The organism is Lentilactobacillus hilgardii DSM 20176 = ATCC 8290 (genome assembly GCF_000159315.1).
Lineage (GTDB): Bacteria > Bacillota > Bacilli > Lactobacillales > Lactobacillaceae > Lentilactobacillus > Lentilactobacillus hilgardii.
This window is the reverse complement of sequence record NZ_GG669995.1, coordinates 174,482-191,972: the sequence shown is the minus strand read 5'-3', so window position 1 is coordinate 191,972 and position 17,491 is coordinate 174,482. Positions and strand designations below refer to the sequence as shown.

General features: G+C 39.9%; 19 protein-coding genes and 1 pseudogene. 11 read left to right on the top strand and 9 right to left on the bottom strand.

The features are described 5' to 3' along the window. Nucleotides 1-11: 11 nt before the first annotated feature. From HMPREF0519_RS10550 to trhA, 7 genes are all read right to left on the bottom strand, one after another. On the bottom strand, nt 12-821 hold the full coding sequence (locus HMPREF0519_RS10550; RefSeq protein ID WP_003636088.1) for a DUF975 family protein: 810 nt from the start codon (nt 819-821) through the stop codon (nt 12-14). 77 nt (nt 822-898) lie between these two features. Continuing rightward, on the bottom strand, nt 899-1,603 hold the full coding sequence (locus HMPREF0519_RS10545; protein WP_003558400.1) for an MIP/aquaporin family protein: 705 nt from the start codon (nt 1,601-1,603) through the stop codon (nt 899-901). A 20-nt stretch (nt 1,604-1,623) separates the two neighbouring features. Beyond that, nucleotides 1,624-2,802: an MFS transporter gene (locus HMPREF0519_RS10540; RefSeq protein WP_003636086.1), complete on the bottom strand. Its 1,179-nt coding sequence runs from the start codon at nt 2,800-2,802 to the stop codon at nt 1,624-1,626. 311 nt (nt 2,803-3,113) lie between these two features. Further along, on the bottom strand, nt 3,114-3,629 hold the full coding sequence (locus HMPREF0519_RS10535; RefSeq protein ID WP_225429156.1) for a hypothetical protein: 516 nt from the start codon (nt 3,627-3,629) through the stop codon (nt 3,114-3,116). A 213-nt stretch (nt 3,630-3,842) separates the two neighbouring features. After that, entirely contained in the window at nt 3,843-4,274 is a 432-nt protein-coding gene (locus HMPREF0519_RS10530) for a hypothetical protein (RefSeq protein WP_003636081.1), read from the bottom strand. A gap of 462 nt (nt 4,275-4,736) precedes the next feature. Continuing rightward, complete coding sequence (gene hisD, locus HMPREF0519_RS10525) at nt 4,737-6,014, bottom strand: histidinol dehydrogenase (protein ID WP_040472798.1); 1,278 nt, start codon at nt 6,012-6,014, stop codon at nt 4,737-4,739. Nucleotides 6,015-6,504: 490 nt separating this feature from the next. Further along, a complete protein-coding gene (gene trhA / locus HMPREF0519_RS10520; protein WP_003636078.1) occupies nt 6,505-7,155 on the bottom strand; it encodes a PAQR family membrane homeostasis protein TrhA in 651 nt (216 codons plus the stop codon). Between the two features lie 76 nt (nt 7,156-7,231). On the opposite strand from trhA, the gene HMPREF0519_RS10515 reads away from it, so the two are divergent. The 10 genes from HMPREF0519_RS10515 to HMPREF0519_RS10475 all read left to right on the top strand — a co-directional run bounded on the left by HMPREF0519_RS10515 (nt 7,232) and on the right by HMPREF0519_RS10475 (nt 15,591). After that, on the top strand, nt 7,232-7,753 hold the full coding sequence (locus HMPREF0519_RS10515; RefSeq protein WP_003636076.1) for a DUF1836 domain-containing protein: 522 nt from the start codon (nt 7,232-7,234) through the stop codon (nt 7,751-7,753). Between the two features lie 18 nt (nt 7,754-7,771). Then, a complete protein-coding gene (locus HMPREF0519_RS10510) occupies nt 7,772-8,449 on the top strand; it encodes a type 1 glutamine amidotransferase (RefSeq protein ID WP_003558385.1) in 678 nt (225 codons plus the stop codon). A gap of 40 nt (nt 8,450-8,489) precedes the next feature. Beyond that, the gene (locus HMPREF0519_RS10505) at nt 8,490-8,894 is read left to right on the top strand and encodes a hypothetical protein (protein WP_003636074.1); all 405 of its coding nucleotides are present in this window, start codon (nt 8,490-8,492) and stop codon (nt 8,892-8,894) included. A 94-nt stretch (nt 8,895-8,988) separates the two neighbouring features. Continuing rightward, complete coding sequence (locus tag HMPREF0519_RS10500; RefSeq protein ID WP_003558381.1) at nt 8,989-9,690, top strand: DUF975 family protein; 702 nt, start codon at nt 8,989-8,991, stop codon at nt 9,688-9,690. A 250-nt stretch (nt 9,691-9,940) separates the two neighbouring features. Then, the gene (locus tag HMPREF0519_RS14465; RefSeq protein ID WP_003636072.1) at nt 9,941-10,567 is read left to right on the top strand and encodes a PfkB family carbohydrate kinase; all 627 of its coding nucleotides are present in this window, start codon (nt 9,941-9,943) and stop codon (nt 10,565-10,567) included. After that, nucleotides 10,471-10,941 carry a carbohydrate kinase family protein gene (locus HMPREF0519_RS14460; RefSeq protein WP_225429155.1) on the top strand — a complete coding sequence of 157 codons (471 nt, stop codon included), beginning with the start codon at nt 10,471-10,473 and terminating at the stop codon, nt 10,939-10,941. The genes HMPREF0519_RS14465 and HMPREF0519_RS14460 overlap by 97 nt, the downstream gene beginning before the upstream one ends. A gap of 399 nt (nt 10,942-11,340) precedes the next feature. Then, nucleotides 11,341-12,279 carry a GH25 family lysozyme gene (locus tag HMPREF0519_RS10490; protein WP_225429154.1) on the top strand — a complete coding sequence of 313 codons (939 nt, stop codon included), beginning with the start codon at nt 11,341-11,343 and terminating at the stop codon, nt 12,277-12,279. A gap of 14 nt (nt 12,280-12,293) precedes the next feature. Beyond that, nucleotides 12,294-12,956 (top strand): hypothetical protein, encoded by a 663-nt coding sequence (locus tag HMPREF0519_RS10485; protein WP_003636067.1) that lies wholly within the window; start codon nt 12,294-12,296, stop codon nt 12,954-12,956. 12 nt (nt 12,957-12,968) lie between these two features. Beyond that, a complete protein-coding gene (locus HMPREF0519_RS10480) occupies nt 12,969-13,811 on the top strand; it encodes a hypothetical protein (protein WP_003636066.1) in 843 nt (280 codons plus the stop codon). Between the two features lie 583 nt (nt 13,812-14,394). Beyond that, on the top strand, nt 14,395-15,591 hold the full coding sequence (locus tag HMPREF0519_RS10475) for a D-alanyl-D-alanine carboxypeptidase family protein (RefSeq protein WP_035444424.1): 1,197 nt from the start codon (nt 14,395-14,397) through the stop codon (nt 15,589-15,591). Nucleotides 15,592-15,978: 387 nt separating this feature from the next. On the opposite strand, the pseudogene HMPREF0519_RS13940 reads toward HMPREF0519_RS10475, so the two are convergent. After that, nucleotides 15,979-16,098, bottom strand: a pseudogene (locus HMPREF0519_RS13940) (putative metal homeostasis protein). 221 nt (nt 16,099-16,319) lie between these two features. Between HMPREF0519_RS13940 and HMPREF0519_RS10470 the strand changes: the two are divergent. After that, on the top strand, nt 16,320-16,580 hold the full coding sequence (locus tag HMPREF0519_RS10470; protein WP_225429153.1) for a hypothetical protein: 261 nt from the start codon (nt 16,320-16,322) through the stop codon (nt 16,578-16,580). Nucleotides 16,581-16,747: 167 nt separating this feature from the next. Here the strand turns inward: HMPREF0519_RS10470 and HMPREF0519_RS10465 are convergent, their stop codons facing one another. Then, on the bottom strand, nt 16,748-17,482 hold the full coding sequence (locus HMPREF0519_RS10465; protein WP_035462326.1) for a glucose 1-dehydrogenase: 735 nt from the start codon (nt 17,480-17,482) through the stop codon (nt 16,748-16,750). Nucleotides 17,483-17,491: the final 9 nt, after the last annotated feature.

Genomic DNA, 17,491 nt, shown 5'->3' with positions numbered 1-17,491 from the left:
TCTGATCACGATTATTTCTGATCATTGGATGAAGAGTGATCATCTTCCGAATGATGTGGCTGATTAAAATCAGCCAAAATGGTCTGTAATGGCTCGCTTTGATCATCGTGAATCTTAACGTAAAAATTAGCAACTGCCAAATTATAGTAAGGAACTACCCATAAATCCAAAATGTTTAATGTAAAGTTCGAGAGAATGAACCATCCAAGGAAGCTCAAGTAAAGAACAAAGAAATCCATCTTATTGCCGTCCATTAACTCCCGGCTTTTCGTAATTGCCTCAAGGTAGCCAATCTTTTCACCTTTGTCAAGTGCATCCCGGTAAATAAAGATTGCTTGTGAATAAGCATACCCTTTAATAATTCCGGGAATAAACAACAGCAGTGACCAAAGAAAGGTTAGAATACTCGTTATAAGTCCAATCATAATCGTACCAATAAAATAATCACCATTATTGAAAATAGTAAATGACTTATTGACTGGTTGATCAAAGGTCGTTTTATTACGAATAAGGTCGATACTTGCAAACTGAATACCGGTTAATAGCAAACTGCTAATAATTGCCAGTAAAAGAAGCAAGCCCAAGAATGCAGTTATTGCTTTTGGATCAGTATAATCAAAATTAAATCTGGAATCATAAATGCTGGGTGCATTCCAATAATTGCCGATGTTCAAATAGGAACTGCCATGGCTCCATGGTAAATATTGGGCAAGATTAAGTCCAAATTCAATGACTAATACAGGTAAAAATAATAATATAAAAAACGGAAAATGACTGTTTAACATCCGTCTCATTTCAAGTTTAAGCTGTGGTCTATCCATCAAAAGCTCCTTCGCCTTATTTAATATGTTATTGCTGAGTATATTTTTTCACACGATACTTGTCAACCTGACACTCATCAGTGAAGGGTCGTTTGAATGAATGCCGCAATAATTCCGCCAACTAAAGGACCAAACATCGGCACCCAAGAATATCGCCACTCGGCACTGCCTTTGTTTGGTACCGGCATAATCGTATAAGCAAACCTGGGTCCCCAATCACGAGCCGGATTCAATGCGAATCCGGTCGTTGTGCCAAGCCCCATACCGACGACCATAATGAGCAGTCCGACAACCAACGGTTTCAATCCTTGAGAAAAATTTCCCAAGTTTAAAAGCGCAAATACAAAAACAAAAGTTGCAACTACCTCAGAAATGAAATTGGCCAATGGCGCCTTAATTGCCGGCCTTGTCGCAAAGATACCAACAGTATTTCCTTGATCGGATTTGGTTTGTTTAAAATGTGGCGCAAACATCACAATGATAACTGCTGCACCTAAGAACGCACCGCAAAACTGTCCTAACAAATAAGGAAGTACCTGATTCCAAGGAAACAATCCAAAAAGTGCATACGGTATTGTCACCGCGGGATTCAAGTGCCCTAAAGAGCCAAACGATGCTGCCACATAGACCCCCATTGTAACAGCCATTCCCCACGCTAAACTGATGAATGTCCAATTGGATCCATGCCCATAGGTTTTATTTAAATTTACACCAGCACCTGTCCCTGCTCCCAACACAATTAAAACAAAGGTTCCAAATAATTCTCCGAGAAAGCCATTCATGACTCATCCCCACTTTCAGTTTATAAACTTTGTGGGGCAAACTTCCGATTCAGATGATTAAGCCATACAACTAGTATAAACGTGACCAACGTATATCCTGCACCACCCGGGCCAACCGAACTCATACCAAAGTTACTGACCATTATGCCACCTGTTGCCGAACCCAGCGCAATGCCAAAGTTTGAAAAAATCGAATTTAGTGAAGAAGCTAAAACAATTGATTGCGGATAATTTTTTTCAGCAACCTGCAAAAATTGAATTTGGATTGGAGAGTTTAAAAGTGGCATACTGACAATCAACATCATCAAAAGAATTGCACCAAACCAACTATAATGGAAGGAAAGCGGCATGACAACCATTAAAATAAATTGAGCGACATAAACCTTGGGCATTGCGCTTAGGCCGGGGCCTTCCGTCAATTTACCACTCGCCTGATTTCCGACAATGTTTGCAATCCCAAAGGCAAACAAAAGAATCGTCAGCATGCTTGTCGAAAAATGCAACTGCGTTGTGATAATCGGCCGTAAGTATGTGTAAAATACATAAATGGCTGCTAAATTAAACATCGGCAAAAACATGCCGATTTGAATTCGATGATCTTTCAGCAAAGCAAGTTGACCACCAATACTACTTTCCTTCTGCTTAAAATCACGTGGTAACGAACCAAAGATTAAGCCCATTGTTATCACAGCAATGCCGATAATTGTTAAAAACGAAATCCGCCAGCCAAAATTTGTTGAAATCCAAGTTCCCAAGGGGACGCCAAGTACTGATGCGATACTGAAGCCGGAAAATACCCATGACAGCAACCAGCCTCTTTTCTCCATCGGAGCAATGTAACCAACAAATGATAAAGCAATTGAGATTGCCACACCAGAAACGAGTGCTGTTATAATTCGCGAAATGACAAGAAAAATAAAATTTTGCGCAACAAAACTAAGTATATTGCCAATGCTAAAGATACCCATTAAGGCTAAAAGGCTCCAGAATAAGTTATATTTACCAATTAGCAATGTGATAAACGGGGTACTAACCGCATAAACCATTGCAAAAATCGTAACCAGATAACCAACGGTTGCAACCGATACGTTAAATTGTTCTGAAAGATCATCCAAAATCCCCACAATTAAGAATTCACTGAATCCCAACGTAAATGCAATTAATACCAGAACAAAACTTTGTAATTTGAACTGCTTCATTGTATTTTCACTTCCTTTTCATTCTTTTTTGATCTACAGATTTCACAGACTTTACCATATTACAAGCTTTATCCAAAAGCGTCTATAGATATACTCCAAAAGAATGATTAAGAACGTTTTTAATTTTAGACACAAAAAAACCGACGATTTTTTAATTTCGCCGGTTCTTTCTCTTAAACATCAACTATTTTAAGTCGTTCTCCACAGCTGATGCCTTCTGAGATATTCCACTAGTCAAAAAGCATCACCTCCTTTTTTGATTGTTCAAATAATACAATGATTCCAGATAAATTGCAAGGCTTTTGATTCAATTAGTCATCATAGCCTTCATTGGCCTCATTTTCAATCACATCATCACTTGCCCAATATTTTTGATGAGCATTCCTGCCAAACGAAATTCGATAGAAATCTTCATGGTCGTATTCATCTGCATTGTCATCGTCTTTGAACGTTGCAATGGCCTTTTTATCAACATAAACATCCTGGCGATCACTAACATTTAAACTATCCCAATGATAAACCCGATTATTAGTAGTGGAGCCGGGAACCTTTTGATAGAGTCTTTCCTCTTGATAATCATTATCTAAACGTGTCGTATAATGAACATTCTCGTATCGAATCCGAATGGCTTTTTGCCCTTTAAAAGCGTAAGTGGCACTTGTCTCCGATGAACTCGTCACCGCACTTGAAGATTGAACCTGAGACTGAGACTCTTGTGCCTTGGAACTACTACTGCTTGAAGATGAATTGCTTGAGTTTGATGAACAACCCGCCATCCCTATTGTTAGCAGGCCCATCAAGCAGACAGTCAATAGTGTCTTTTTCATGTGATTACCCCCTGATTAGCGCCATAAAACCACCATCTGCAATAATGGCAATTCATTAAATGAGTTCAAATTAAATCCTTCACAAACGTTCTTATTTATATTATAAAGAATATTTCACCCAAACGCTAATCAAAGCTTCACAAAAAGTTCCATTGTCCTGTTAGCAGTTAGTTTAATTGCAATTATCCATTGCCAAATACTTTATTCTGAACATTAATCCAATATTTTAAATGAATAATCCTGGTTATATTTATGATGCGTGAAAACATAATAAGTGCCAATACCGTGATAGCGAACCAAAGACTTTTTATAAGATCCCTTAATTAGTCTTTTTTCAGTTTTAAACTGACCGAGATTTGATGATGAGGATCCTTTATTAAATGAATACCAAGACCCCCACTTACTAACTTTGAGTTTATGTGCCCCACTTTTAGAAGGCGAGTAAACGCTACCGTTATATGTGAGGCTGTGCGTTGTGATCCTGATCGTACTAAATTTACCATCACCCGTATATTTGTACCAGGTTCCACGAAGCGACTTCGGTGTTGTCGTTGAAGAACTTGCATGTGCTTGAATGTTATTAGTTGCTCCTTCAATACCCAAAACAACCAGTAAAGTAGCCAAAATAAGTTGTATTTTTTTCATTGATCGATATACACCTCCGTTGCTTAAAAGTATAACATGCCATTTGACAATTCAATTTAACCATCGGACTACAATTGTTTTACAAACTAAACAACTTGTAATAACCTTGTCAACGTTATTGCAATAGTGGACTAACCAATACTGATAATTAACTAGTCAATTAGTTTTTTCGAAATGTTGCATTAATATTACCATCAGACTACAAAAAAACGATTGCCATTTAAAAATCGGCAATCGTTTGAGACGTCTTGACTCTTTTCTTCTATAGTATAGTTAGTATCAGTCCAGCATAAATTCTTGACTGCAATTCAGAATGCTAACCGCTTAGATCCGCACACTTACTTAAATCTGCTTCTCTTAGCAACACCACTCCTTATAAGAGATCGATTTGAAAAATCCAAACCCAGGATTTCCCAAATCGACGTCTTATACTCCGGGTGTTAACCGCTTAGATCCGCACACTTACTTAAATCTGCTTTCAATTGCTCTTGCGTGGGCTTCTAAGCCTTCCACCCTTGCCAAAGTTGTGATTGCATCCGCTTCCTTCTTTAAAGCTGGACGAGTGTATGAAACAAATTGCGTTCTTTTAACGAAATCCTGAACGCCTAACGGTGAGAAGAATCTTGCAGTTCCGCCCGTAGGCAGGATGTGATTGGGACCGGCAACATAATCTCCTACAGGCTCCGATGCAGAAAAACCAAGGAATACGGAACCGGCATTTTGAATTTGATTCAAATAAGAGATTGCATCCGGCAGTTGAACTTCCAAATGTTCCGGAGCAACGGCATTCATTAATGTGAACGCATCATCAATGTTTTTAACAACAGCGATAAACCCTTCATTATCCATCGCTGCCTGTGCAATTTCTTGGCGAGGAAGTAGTTTGACCTGACGGTTCATTTCCGCATTCACATTGATCGCCAATTGTTTATCGTCAGTGACCAAGATTGGTCGAGCCAATTTATCATGTTCTGCCTGCGATAATAGGTCTGCTGCTACCTGACTGGCAACAGCTTGGGAACCGGCAATAACACCAATTTCAGAAGGACCTGCAATCATATCAATATCAACTTGACCAAAAACTTGTTTCTTGGCAGTTGCAACATATGCATTACCGGGACCGGTGATTTTATCAACACGTGGAATGGTTTCAGTGCCATATGCCAAACTGGCAATTGCCTGAGCACCACCAACCGTATAAATTTCATCGACACCCGCAATTTTAGCGGCGGCTAAGACCGCCTTATTCAATCCGTTTGTTTGAGGCGGTGTGACCATGACTACCCGCTTAACACCCGCAATCTTTGCTGGAATAACATTCATCAAAATAGAAGAAGGATAAGCAGCGGTCCCACCCGGAACGTACACGCCTACAGCAGCCAACGGTGCAATTTTCTCGCCTCTGATAACCCCTTTTTGCTTGGCATCTACAAAGCTGTCTTCAATTTCCATCTTATGAAAAGACGTAATATTTCGTTTGGCAAGTTCCAGCGCATCGATGACGTCTTGATCTGTCTTATCATAAGCATCATCAATTTCAGATTGACTGACAGCCAAATCATCCAGCTCAACACGATCAAATTTCTTTTCATAATCCTTAACCGCTTGATCTCCATTTTGAGCAACATTTGCGATAATGTCGCGTACCGATTTTTCTACTTCTGCACGGTTTGCGACTTTGTTTGTTCGAATTGCGACCTGCTTTAACATCTGATCTAAAGATTCTTCAATAATTTGCATATTTGCCACTCCGTTTCCAATAAATAGTCGGTTACGGTTAGGACTTTTGAAAATAAAAAAATCGTCCTCAGACATTGCTGATTTGCAATATCTGAGGACGATTTCTCGCGGTCCCACCTCATATTCGTCGCCATCTCACGATGAAACGACCTTACACTGCTTTTAACTAGTCGTCCATTCAAGATGAAGAACAGTTACAGCAGCCGTGGTAACGCTCACTAGCGGGATAACCTACTCTAATTCAATTACCCAGTTCATAGATGTGTTTTCAGCAACCCTGACGATCCGTTCTCACCATCGGGATTCTCTTTATATCAAATGATTGCTTGCTTTTCTAATCGTAACTTCATATTTATTATTGTTTTTTAATTTGTGATTACCATTACAATACCATGTTCATTTTGAATGTCAACATTATTTTTTAATTTCATAAATTAACTTTGACTCTTTTTAATTTTCTGTGACTGATTTATCCCAGCCAACCGCTTTATTAAACGTTCATATAGATTGATAAAAACATTGTCAACGTTCCGGCCATGACAAAGAAATGCCAAATTAAATGTAAGCCGGGGATTCGTGGAAAACTGTAAATGATTGCACCAACAGTAAAAATGATCCCCCCGCTTACCAACAGCCAGAAGCCACTTGGTGTCAAATTAACATAAAGCTGTTTACCTAAAAGCAGACACAGCCATCCCATAACGACGTAAATTGTGGTTTCTGTTTTTTGGTATTTTCCATGAAACACAACGTGACTGACGATTCCCGAAATGGCTAAAAGCCACACACCGGCCAGTAAAATATTTCCGGCTAAATTATTAATAAATATGACGCAATAAGGTGTGTACGTGCCCGCAATCAACAAAAATATGTTGCTATGATCCAAAATTTGAAAAACCCGCTTGACCCTCGTAAAAACAAAACAGTGCAATAACGTTGAAGCTAAGTACAGCATTAATACACTGACACAATAAACAATCAAGCTTATTGTCGCTACCGATGACAAATGATCATGATATGCCCTCATCAACAAAAGAATGGTTAAAACAATACCAGCAATAAACGACACACCATGGGTAACAGCATTTAATACTTCATAAACAATCTGCTGCCGTTTCAAATGAATTAATTGACTTGCCATTTCGACACCTCCTTGCCATTATCATAAGATAAAATAAACTAAGAGTCAAGATTATCTAGAATCAATATCTATTTGTATGAATCCTCATATCTGTGCGATAATATTTGTACTTAGGTTAAAGGAGTTGATAAAGATTAAAGATGATACAGTAAAACGATTTGCCAGGCTTTCACTACCGCTATATGCGGAGCTGCCGAGTTTGAATCTCTATATGGATCAGGTAATCGACGAAGTCAATCAATTCCTCGTTCCACTAACCGAAACCAAAATCACTAAATCAATGATTAATAGTTACGTTAAGCAGGGACTGGTTGACCGTCCGGAAAAAAAGCGTTATTCCAAGCAGCATTTGGCTGAGATCCTGGTTGTCAGCTTAATGAAACCAATTCTGTCACTGGATACAATCAAAAAAGCAATCGCCATTGCATTAAAATTGGATCCGGTTGATAAAGCATATGGCCAGTTCATTCACGCTTTTAACGATGAGTTAACCAAAACACAGTCCCAACACTTGAACGCTGAGAATTACCAGCGTATGGCCATTCGATCATTACTTTATAAGTTACTGGTTGAGGAAATGGTCAATAAAGACCTTTAATTTAAAGAAGGTAAGTTTATGGAAATAACAGTCATCCAACACGTACCGTTTGAAGTCCCGGGTTTAGTGACCAACTGGTCCAAAACTCATCAACACCAACTTAACGTCATCAAACTATTTAAAAATGGTGGCCAACTTCCCAAACCCGAGCAGGTCAGCTTCTTAATTGTTTTAGGCGGTCCAATGAGCGCCAACGATGACTTACCATGGATTGAACCTGAACGTCAGCTTATTAAAGACGTCGTTGATTCAGGCAAACCAATGCTCGGTATTTGTCTGGGTGCTCAGCAACTCGCCAAAGTCTATGGAGAAGCCATTGTCCCCACCAAAAAAGAAGTTGGCTTTGGCCCGGTAACCGCTACTCAATCGGCTCAATCACTTTTTAACGCTGCCGGCACTTATCAAGTCCTTCACTGGCATGGTGAAGGGTTCAGGTTACCACAACAAGCGGACTTATTGTTTACAAGTCATTATTGGCAATATCAGGGATTTAAATTAGGCTCAGCAATTGGCTTACAATTTCACTTGGAATCCACCCCGGAGACACTCGCGGCACTTACAAGTGCGGACGCTGACTTCATCCCTGGTTCAGCATACGCAGACAATGCCCAGCAGATACTGTCCCAAACGTTCGATCCAAATGCAGCGCTGCTTTTAAATCAAATTCTGGATTATCTGGTGACGCATCCAAAATAAAAGCCATGACCATCAAAAAAGTAAAACTGGAGGTATTCCCATGAAAAAATTCGGGATCATTTTTGCCACTATTATTCTGGCACTTCCCCTTTTTGCAGCAGTGCCATCTACATCGGCAAGCGCTGCTAAAGCAAAAACATATTCATTCTCTATTCTAACGGCTGATTTTTATGATAAGTCACCTGTTTATCACTCTAACGATCATACCGTCACGGTTTACCGTGCTGTAATCGGTGCGGATAATCCAAGTATCTCTTTTACCGCAAAGGGAAAATTGAAACCAAATACCAGCTACCATGTGACTCGTTACGTAAAAGCCAAAAGTAATGCAACCAAAAAGATCCGTTCGTTTCTCTACGTTAAGGGCCACGGATGGATTCAAAGCGTAAAAGTGACCAAGGGTGCACTTAACACTGACAATGAAGCAATTAAATTACCAGGTTAAATCATGACGCAAAGTTAACAAACGGTGTATCCTTTATGTAAGGGAGAGACCGTTTTTTTGTTGACGATCGTCAAAATTAGGAGGAGGTCATATTATGAATCGAGCTGCATTAAAGGAGGATGCCAAAAGCATTCTCAACTCTCATTTTTCATTTTATTTTTTGCTATTTTTACCGGCTTTTATCTTAGAGGCTATTGGTGGCTTCACCTTTGGAATGAACGTCACTGACTATCCTGAACCATCGGATGGTGTCAGTGCTTTGATTACTTGGATAGCTGCTCTTCTGACAATTGGTATGTTATTTGTTTGTCTTGACGCAATGCGTGAAAAGTTGACATACGAAAACCCGCTTCAAAAGTCACTGTTTATTTTCCACAACGGAGATTACTTTCTGGGGACATTGTTAATTAGTATTATTCAGTACATCTTTATTATTTTATGGACAATTCTGCTGATTATTCCCGGCATTATCAAATCATTGGCTTATTCGCAATCATACTTTATCTATCGGGATGCAATTGACAGAGGTGAACATATTTCTTACACGGACGCAATCACCCGAAGCCGTCAAATGATGGATGGTCATAAATGGGAATTCTTTGTCATGGGTTTAAGTTTTATTGGCTGGCTGTTATTGGTCAGTGTCACTGCCGGAATTGCGGCAATCTGGGTTCAGCCTTACATGTCATTGAGTTTCGCAAATTATTACAATGAGCTGTCACGTGAACAAAATGCAAAGGATGATCACGTTGAAGATCACCAAGCACCAACTTCCGAGTCATCGGAAAACAATTAAAATCGACTATTGTGTAGAAGCAAAACAACGGGCTGTGGCAAAAATCATTTTGTCCAGCCCTTTTAGTATGCTCACGATCATTCCCAGCAAGAATGGGTTAAAAAACAACTTCGGACCGCCAAAAAATTAAAGGCTATTTTTTCTTAATGATAGGTTCCAGCCATATCCTTGTGAAATCCCACATAGCCCTATTAAAAATAGTAAAATAAGTGCGATACAAACGTTTATAACTTAAACGGAAGCGCTTATTATGTCGGTAACAACTTTTGGCGAGCTTATGCTTAGACTCACGACTCATGATACTCTCCGCTTTAGTCAAGTAACATACTTGGAAACTAATTTTGGCGGTGTAGAAACTAATGTTGCCGTTCTGCTGAATCAATTGGGCGACCAAGTGACTTTTGTGACCAAATTACCCGAAAATAACATTGCGGATATAGCTATCAACCAACTTAGAGGATATGAAATAGATACCTCGCTTATTGCACGCGGTGGGGATCGCATGGGGCTTTATTTCTTACAGCGTGGTAGAGGCATTCGCTTAATCTCAGTGACTTATGATCGCGCTTTTAGTGCATTTGCGACCCCTCAAAAGTCCGATTATGATTGGGGGTTGTTATTTATGAAAATCAATTATTTTTATATTTCCGGCATTACGCCTACTCTGTCAAATGAACTGGCGCAAACTGTTCTTGACAGTGCCAATATTGTCATCTGCATCAGATTAAAGTCGTTTATGATGCTAATTTTCGTGGCAAGCTTTGGACCTCGAAAACCGCAATGGCATTTAACCGACAGATTCTGCCATACGTCAATATTTGTTTTGCCCATGATGAGGATCTTGGTCCTGCACTTGGATTCTCAATTGAGCAATTAGAAGCCACGCCCTTTGCTAATCGGATAACCGAATACAAACGCTCTCTGGAAAGACTGACTGCCAACTACCTAGACCTCCAGATCGTTGCAACTATCGTTCGAGATATCAGTACCACTTCGAGTCGTTGGATCAGTTTGCTCTGTCAGGATCGTCATTTTTATCAAAGTCCGAGCTACCTTGTACCAACAGACCACGAGGTAGCGAGTGGCGATGCCTTTGGAGCTTGGATTATTCATGGTATTATCAATGAGTTCTCCACACAGGAACAACTTGATTATGCAATGGCAGCCGCCATTCCAAGCGACTCCTCCCTACTTTCAGATAAAGAAATCAAAGCCGTCGTCAACAAGGGCGATCGGAATATTTTAAGATAGCCACCGGACACCAATTGTCAATTTCACAAAACATCTTTAAAACGAACGGGTGCAGAGGAAAATGCGGCCACTTTGGGGGTAAACCTCAATCTCATTTTGTTTCTACCCTCTTTTTTGTTCAATAACCTTCAATGTATGCCTACTTTCTTCAATGTCCAAATGGGTTTACCGTATGTTTGACGTCATTAGATGGTGACAATCTAATAGACAATCGTTGATGTCATTAAATAGTAATCTTTTTGATAAAAAGTAAGTTGAAAGTCGCACTGATCGTTTTAACAGGTGTAATATTACAAATTGGTGGCCGTCTACCGGTTGCTCTTGGTGCCGGTTTGGCATAGTTTATATGGTGAAGTTGTTTTCAAACAAATTAAAAGTTACATAAAAGTGAGGACCCACATGATAAAACGAAAAATTGCCTACTGTTTAGCGACACTCGGCGTCAGTATTGGTATCATCGGCGCCGCTACCACTAATTCTAAAGCAGCATCTTCCGCCATCCCCGATGTTTCGGAATGGCAGGGTAAGATGACCAGTCTCCAAGCACAAAATCTGAAAAGCCAAGTTTCATTCGTCATTAACCGCCGTCAATACGGCAGCAGTTACGTTGATAAATACGCAACTAATAACACTGCTCTCTATGTTAAATATGGTATCCCGTTCGGTGAATACGACTACGCCATGTTTACAAGTCCAGCCAGTGCTAAGACGGAAGCCAAAAACTTCTATAATCGTTCAAATAAAAGTGCAAAGTTTTACGTACTCGATTATGAACAAAACAATGTCACATCCGGCTCTTCCAAAGCCGCCGTTTTAGCTTGGTACAATGAGATGCGTTCTCTGACCAATAAGAAGTTGGTCTTTTACTCATACCAATCATTTGCGACTCAATATGCCGGAAGCGCCCGTAATAATTTCGACGCCCAGTGGATTGCCAACTATTCTGCCAAGCCAACGATTACAACCGACCTTTGGCAATATACCAACAAGTATTATCTGGCAGCATTGGGCAAGTACGTTGATAACAGTAAAGTTGTCACACATCCTGCTTCTTGGTGGACGGGAAACAGTATCGCAAGCACAGCGTTGGCCGACACATCAGTAGTCACGACACCAAAGTATTATCATGCCCTAAATGCTGCCAAACAGGTCACGGTTAACAAAAAAATCTATCTTTACGATTCCAGGACTTTTTCTAAAGCCAATCGCGTGAAAACATTGTCTGCCGGTGATTCAGTCAGTATCCAATCGGTTACCAAACGATCAACGGGCTCCTATTACTTTACAACGACGACTGGTCAATACATCACTGCTAACCGCTCATATGTCAATGAATAAGGAGGCTTATCGACATGACATTTAAAAAGAAATTAATTGACTCTTTAATCGCAGTTGCCGGTACCGCTTCTCTCACATTTGGCGGATATGCAGCTGTCAACAAAACCGTTTTTCATGCAAATATCGGCATTAGTTCAACCCAGCAGACCCCAGCACCGCAAAACTTAACGGTCGATGGGAATAAGCTGACTGCTTCAATCACCAATTCGAATCCCAAAGATTATAAACTTGATTACAATGATTCAAATAACAACCGTCACGCAACCTTTGAAATGCAAACTTATGACGATGCCCAATCAGCTGCCGATTCTCTTAATTATTTCGGTCAGCAGGACGGTACCAAGGATAAATTGAAGGACGGTAAACAAGCCACCTCTCAAGGAACTCTGGGACACGTTTACACCCATTGGAACCAAGGAAACTGGTCTATTACAACTGTCACGCCTTCAGAAGCTGCTGGAGGTCCAAATCCCGCAACATTTGCCAGCCAAGTTGCCAGCCAACTTAGTCAATATCCACTTCCTAGTGAGAATGTTAATCACGGTGCAATCGTGTTATACTCCACTAATGAATCAGAATTAGCCAACACTGTCAGATGGCAGGCAAATAAACGTGTTTACCAAGTTACCAGTGATCAAAGTAACTTAGCGATTCAATTAAGTCATCATGCCAACTAGGGAGGGTCTTTTATGCGTCACAAAAAATTAATCGGTTTGGCCGCTGGATTACTATTGGTCGTTGGGGGGCTAAGCGGATGCAATTCCAATAAGCAAAGCAAAGGAAGCAATGATAATGGTTCCACTGTTTCCAAATCCTCAAAGACGGATATGCAGAATGCCAGTAGTCAGTCATCATCATCCGATTCAACAACATCTGCAGGTTCTTCATCAACTCAAGCAACAACCGGTTCACGGATCAATAATCTCAATAATCAAGTTATCAATAAAATTGGAAACATCACGCTGCCAGGCGATGATGGGCTTAGTTCCGGCAGCAACAATCTGAATATGCGCTATAACGGTACACAATCAGATTATACAATCTATTACAGCGTAGGAAATCAAGCACTGGATCTTAATGCCAGCGGTGTTTCAAACGAAACACCCTACGCCACTTTCCAGAAAAAAACCTATTCATCCGAAAGTACCGCAGCCAGCGCTGTTGATTACTCACAAGCATCTACAAATAAAGGTTTACCGAAAGTAAAATTAAGCAGTAAAATTACCGGATACGAGAATGCCGGTGGCGGTCAACGTTATATTGCCTGGCATGAAGGTCGCTGGTCAATTGCGGTTCACGGTAGTGTTGTCAATAATACTAACCCTAAGCAAACTGCCATTCATGCGGTTAACCTCTTCGATCACTACATGTTACCGGCACCTCAAAAATACGGTGCCATTGAATTGAATGTTCACAGTTCAAGCGATCACACCCGTGACCAATCTATTACATGGCAGGATGGTTTAAGTGTTTATACACTTAAGGGCGTCGATATTGATACTGCCGTTCAAATGGCTGCAAGTGCTAAATAATGAATTCCGATTGTCAAATCTTATCAGCCAAAATAATCTAAAGTTAGATCCAGTTAGAAATTGACAAAAATCAACTTCTAACTGGATCTTTTTCATGACATTGAAGGCTGAGACGTGACTTTATCCAGCTCGTTTTAGTGCAATTACGATTATTACTGAGCAAAAATAAAAAGCACCCGACAAACTTATTAAGCCTGCCACTCAGCCCGCATACCGTACAGAAAGAACAATCCTCCATGAAAGCAGATGAAAGATGTGATTGACCACTTGTTTAAAAATAAGGCTGATCATTTTAGATAAAATAAATTGTCGAGCACTAATAGTAATGGCTACTCTTTAAACTATAAACCGACTCCCCCAACTTGTCCATACACAACTTTATAATCATTTCAATAAATATAATCTTATTTCAACTTTCTGCTTAAAAAACAAATGTGAATAGCTGAAGAAAGATGTCAACCATTAAAATCCGTAGAATTAATTAACACGCGGCCTACAAATCGGTTACAAATCTATTAAAACATTGAGCAGATTCCTCACAGCATGGTACAATTTGAATCAGAAGCTGGGAGGAGAATATATAATGAAAATCAATAAATGGTTGCGCACTGTGATGATTTCGTGTGCAACAGCACTTACTTTTGGAATTGGGTTGGGACTTCAGTCTCAATCAACACAAGTAGAAGCTGCTACGCCTACATACAAGGTTGTATCAACTACTTCAATGACAAAGGCACCTTATCATAAGAAATCTTCTGCAGGTGCCATTTGGAATGCGTCACACACCAAGCAGGTGGCCACCTTAAAAGGTTATCCTTATACCACTTGGTACGCCACCAAAAAAGCATCTATAAAAAAGAGTGGTGGCTCAACTGCGCTTTACTATCAGGTTAAGAACGGTTCCGGGTCTGTGTCCGGCTACGTATGGCATAATTATGTCACACCCGGTAAAGCACCATTTGGATTGAAATACGCTAAAGGCGCTGTTGCCTTGGATGTGAACACGAATGGTGTGGTTTGGTCAAAAAACGCCAATACCCCTCGCCCAATTGCATCTGTTTCTAAATTAATGACCCTTTACCTGGTTCAACAAAAGATCAGTAACGGTGGCGGTACATGGACCTCAAAGGTCAATACCAGCAATGCCGGACTTAAGAAATTAGGTAAAGACAGCACATTCGGCGGCTTTAAATTTACTAAGAATTCATATACGGTTCGCGATCTCTATCTTGCCGCATTGATTGAGTCTTCAAATAACGCCGCAATTGCGCTTGGACAATGGGTTGCCGGCGGTTCAACACCTACCTACAACAAGAAGTTTATTTCCATGATGAATGCTCAAGCTAAAAGTTGGAATCTATCCAACACCTCATTTGTCTCGGCATCCGGAATGGAACAAAATAGTTTGAAACCATTCGGATACAGCATCGGTGGTGCAAACGCCAACATGGTTTCAGCAGCGGATGTTGCTCAAATCGCCCGTCACTTGATCACAGACTATAACGACGTCTTGAAAGATGCTTCAATTGGTTCAATGTCATTGGACGGTCAGAAGCTTTATAATTATAATAATTTGTTGCCTGGTCGAAAATACTATCAAAAATCATTGAATGTTGATGGCTTGAAGACCGGTTATACAGATCCAGCAGGTTACTGTTTCGTTGGTACCGGTCGTAAATCTGGACATGACCGGATTATCACAGTTGTCCTTCACGATGAAAATGAATTTACTGAAACACGTTCATTGATGAATTACGTTTATAATAAGAATTTGGCTTAATGGATCAATGAATATGAAAAATGCGTCTCAACTATTAGACAATAGTCCAGTAGTTGAGGCGCATTTTCTGTTAAAAGGATTTTATTGAATAAATAAATCCTGACCTTGCCTTACTGTTTGATATTGCTGTTGTGACACCATCAATCGTATTAATGAGAATTCTAATGTCACTTTTTGATGCTTGGTACAATGTCAAATTCGCACCATTATGATGCAAATACAATCAGTCATCATCTACAGGATCATCCGGCATTCTTGCCAATACACCATTATTGCCTATAAAAACTTTGCCATAAGTTAAATCTGTCAATTCTTGTTTATCCAAATAGCCACGGCCCATCAATAAGCGCTTCTTTCACCGACACCCCCTATTTTATAGGCCTGTCTTTATCTGATACCCTTTTGATGCCGGTTATACTCATGAATAATTCTCAACGCCCGCTTTCGAGTTTTAATGTTTGGACTTTTCATTCATCGACGTGCACTTGCCAAGTCTTGCTTTTCCATGGTTGTTTTCCTCCATTTTGCTAAATCGTAATCATTACAATTTGATAGTATGCAAACTTTTGCTGTCATTGTCAAGAAGTTTTCTGAAAAAATAAATTAAAATTCCCGATTTTAACTACCACCAAACCAACCTAGGCACCGATCTTCCATTGACATCTTCTCAAAAAGGGCATACTCTTTTCTTTGAATCATTTCAAATAATATGGGGGATAAAGGAAATTATGTTGGAGGATAACAGTAACTACGATTTGTTTCAGAGACTTCACCCCCATTGCTTTTCCGAAGCAATGGTTGCTCATTACGCAAAAGAAGAATTAGAACGGCGGGCAGATAACGGCGATGGTGAAGCTAAAATGCTTTTGGCAATTAGAGAAAGTGAACTTCGCGAAGAAGATAACTCAATTAAAAGACGCGGACCAATTCAACAATTTAAGCATTCAGCACCAACCTTGAAGGTCATTTTTAGAATGCGATTAAGTTAAAAAACAATTAAGTCAGATAAAGTAGCACAAAACCACTTTAATCGACTTAATTGCTTTTTGTTAAAGCAACTTGTTTGTAAATTGATCAGTGTACACAAAAAGCCTACCTTTTCACATATTGAAAAGGATAGGCTTTTTTCTTTTCTCAAACTATGATGATTTAAAATTTATTGTGCCGTCAATCCACCATCAATCACGAACTCTGATCCGGTTGAGTAACTGGAATCATCAGATGCCAAGAATAAGACCATTTTGGAAACTTCTTCCGGTTCAGCAACTCTTTGTAGTGGAATAGCTTTGGCGAATTCCTTAATAACCGCTTCACTATCTCCTTGGTGAATCATTGGGGTTGAAATAACACCTGGGTGAACGGAATTTACTCGAATCCCACTGTGGGCCAATTGAAGTGCGGCAGCTTTTGTAAAACCACGGACAGCAAACTTGGTGTCGGTATAACCAACTGCACCGCCAACCAAACCGTTCATTGAGGAAATATTGACGATACTGCCGGAACCGTTCTTCTTCATGGCTTCGGCCGCATACTTGGTGCCCAAAAAGACGGATAATTGATTGATCTTGAATATCTTCATATAATCATCGGTTGTGATATCCTCAAGTGATTTATTAAAGCTGATACCGGCATTGTTAACCAGTATATCCAATTTGCCAAATGTGTCCAATGTTGTCTTGATAACATTTTTCCAATCATCTTCACTGGAGACATCCTGCTTAATGAAGATCGAACCATTGCCAAGTTCTTTAGCCAACTGATTTCCCTTCTCTTCATTAATATCGGTGATAACAACTTTGGCGCCTTCTTTAGTAAACAGCTTTGCATGGCTGGCACCCATTCCTTGAGATGCACCTGTAATGATTGCCACTTTATTATCTAATTTTCCCATGATAAAGCC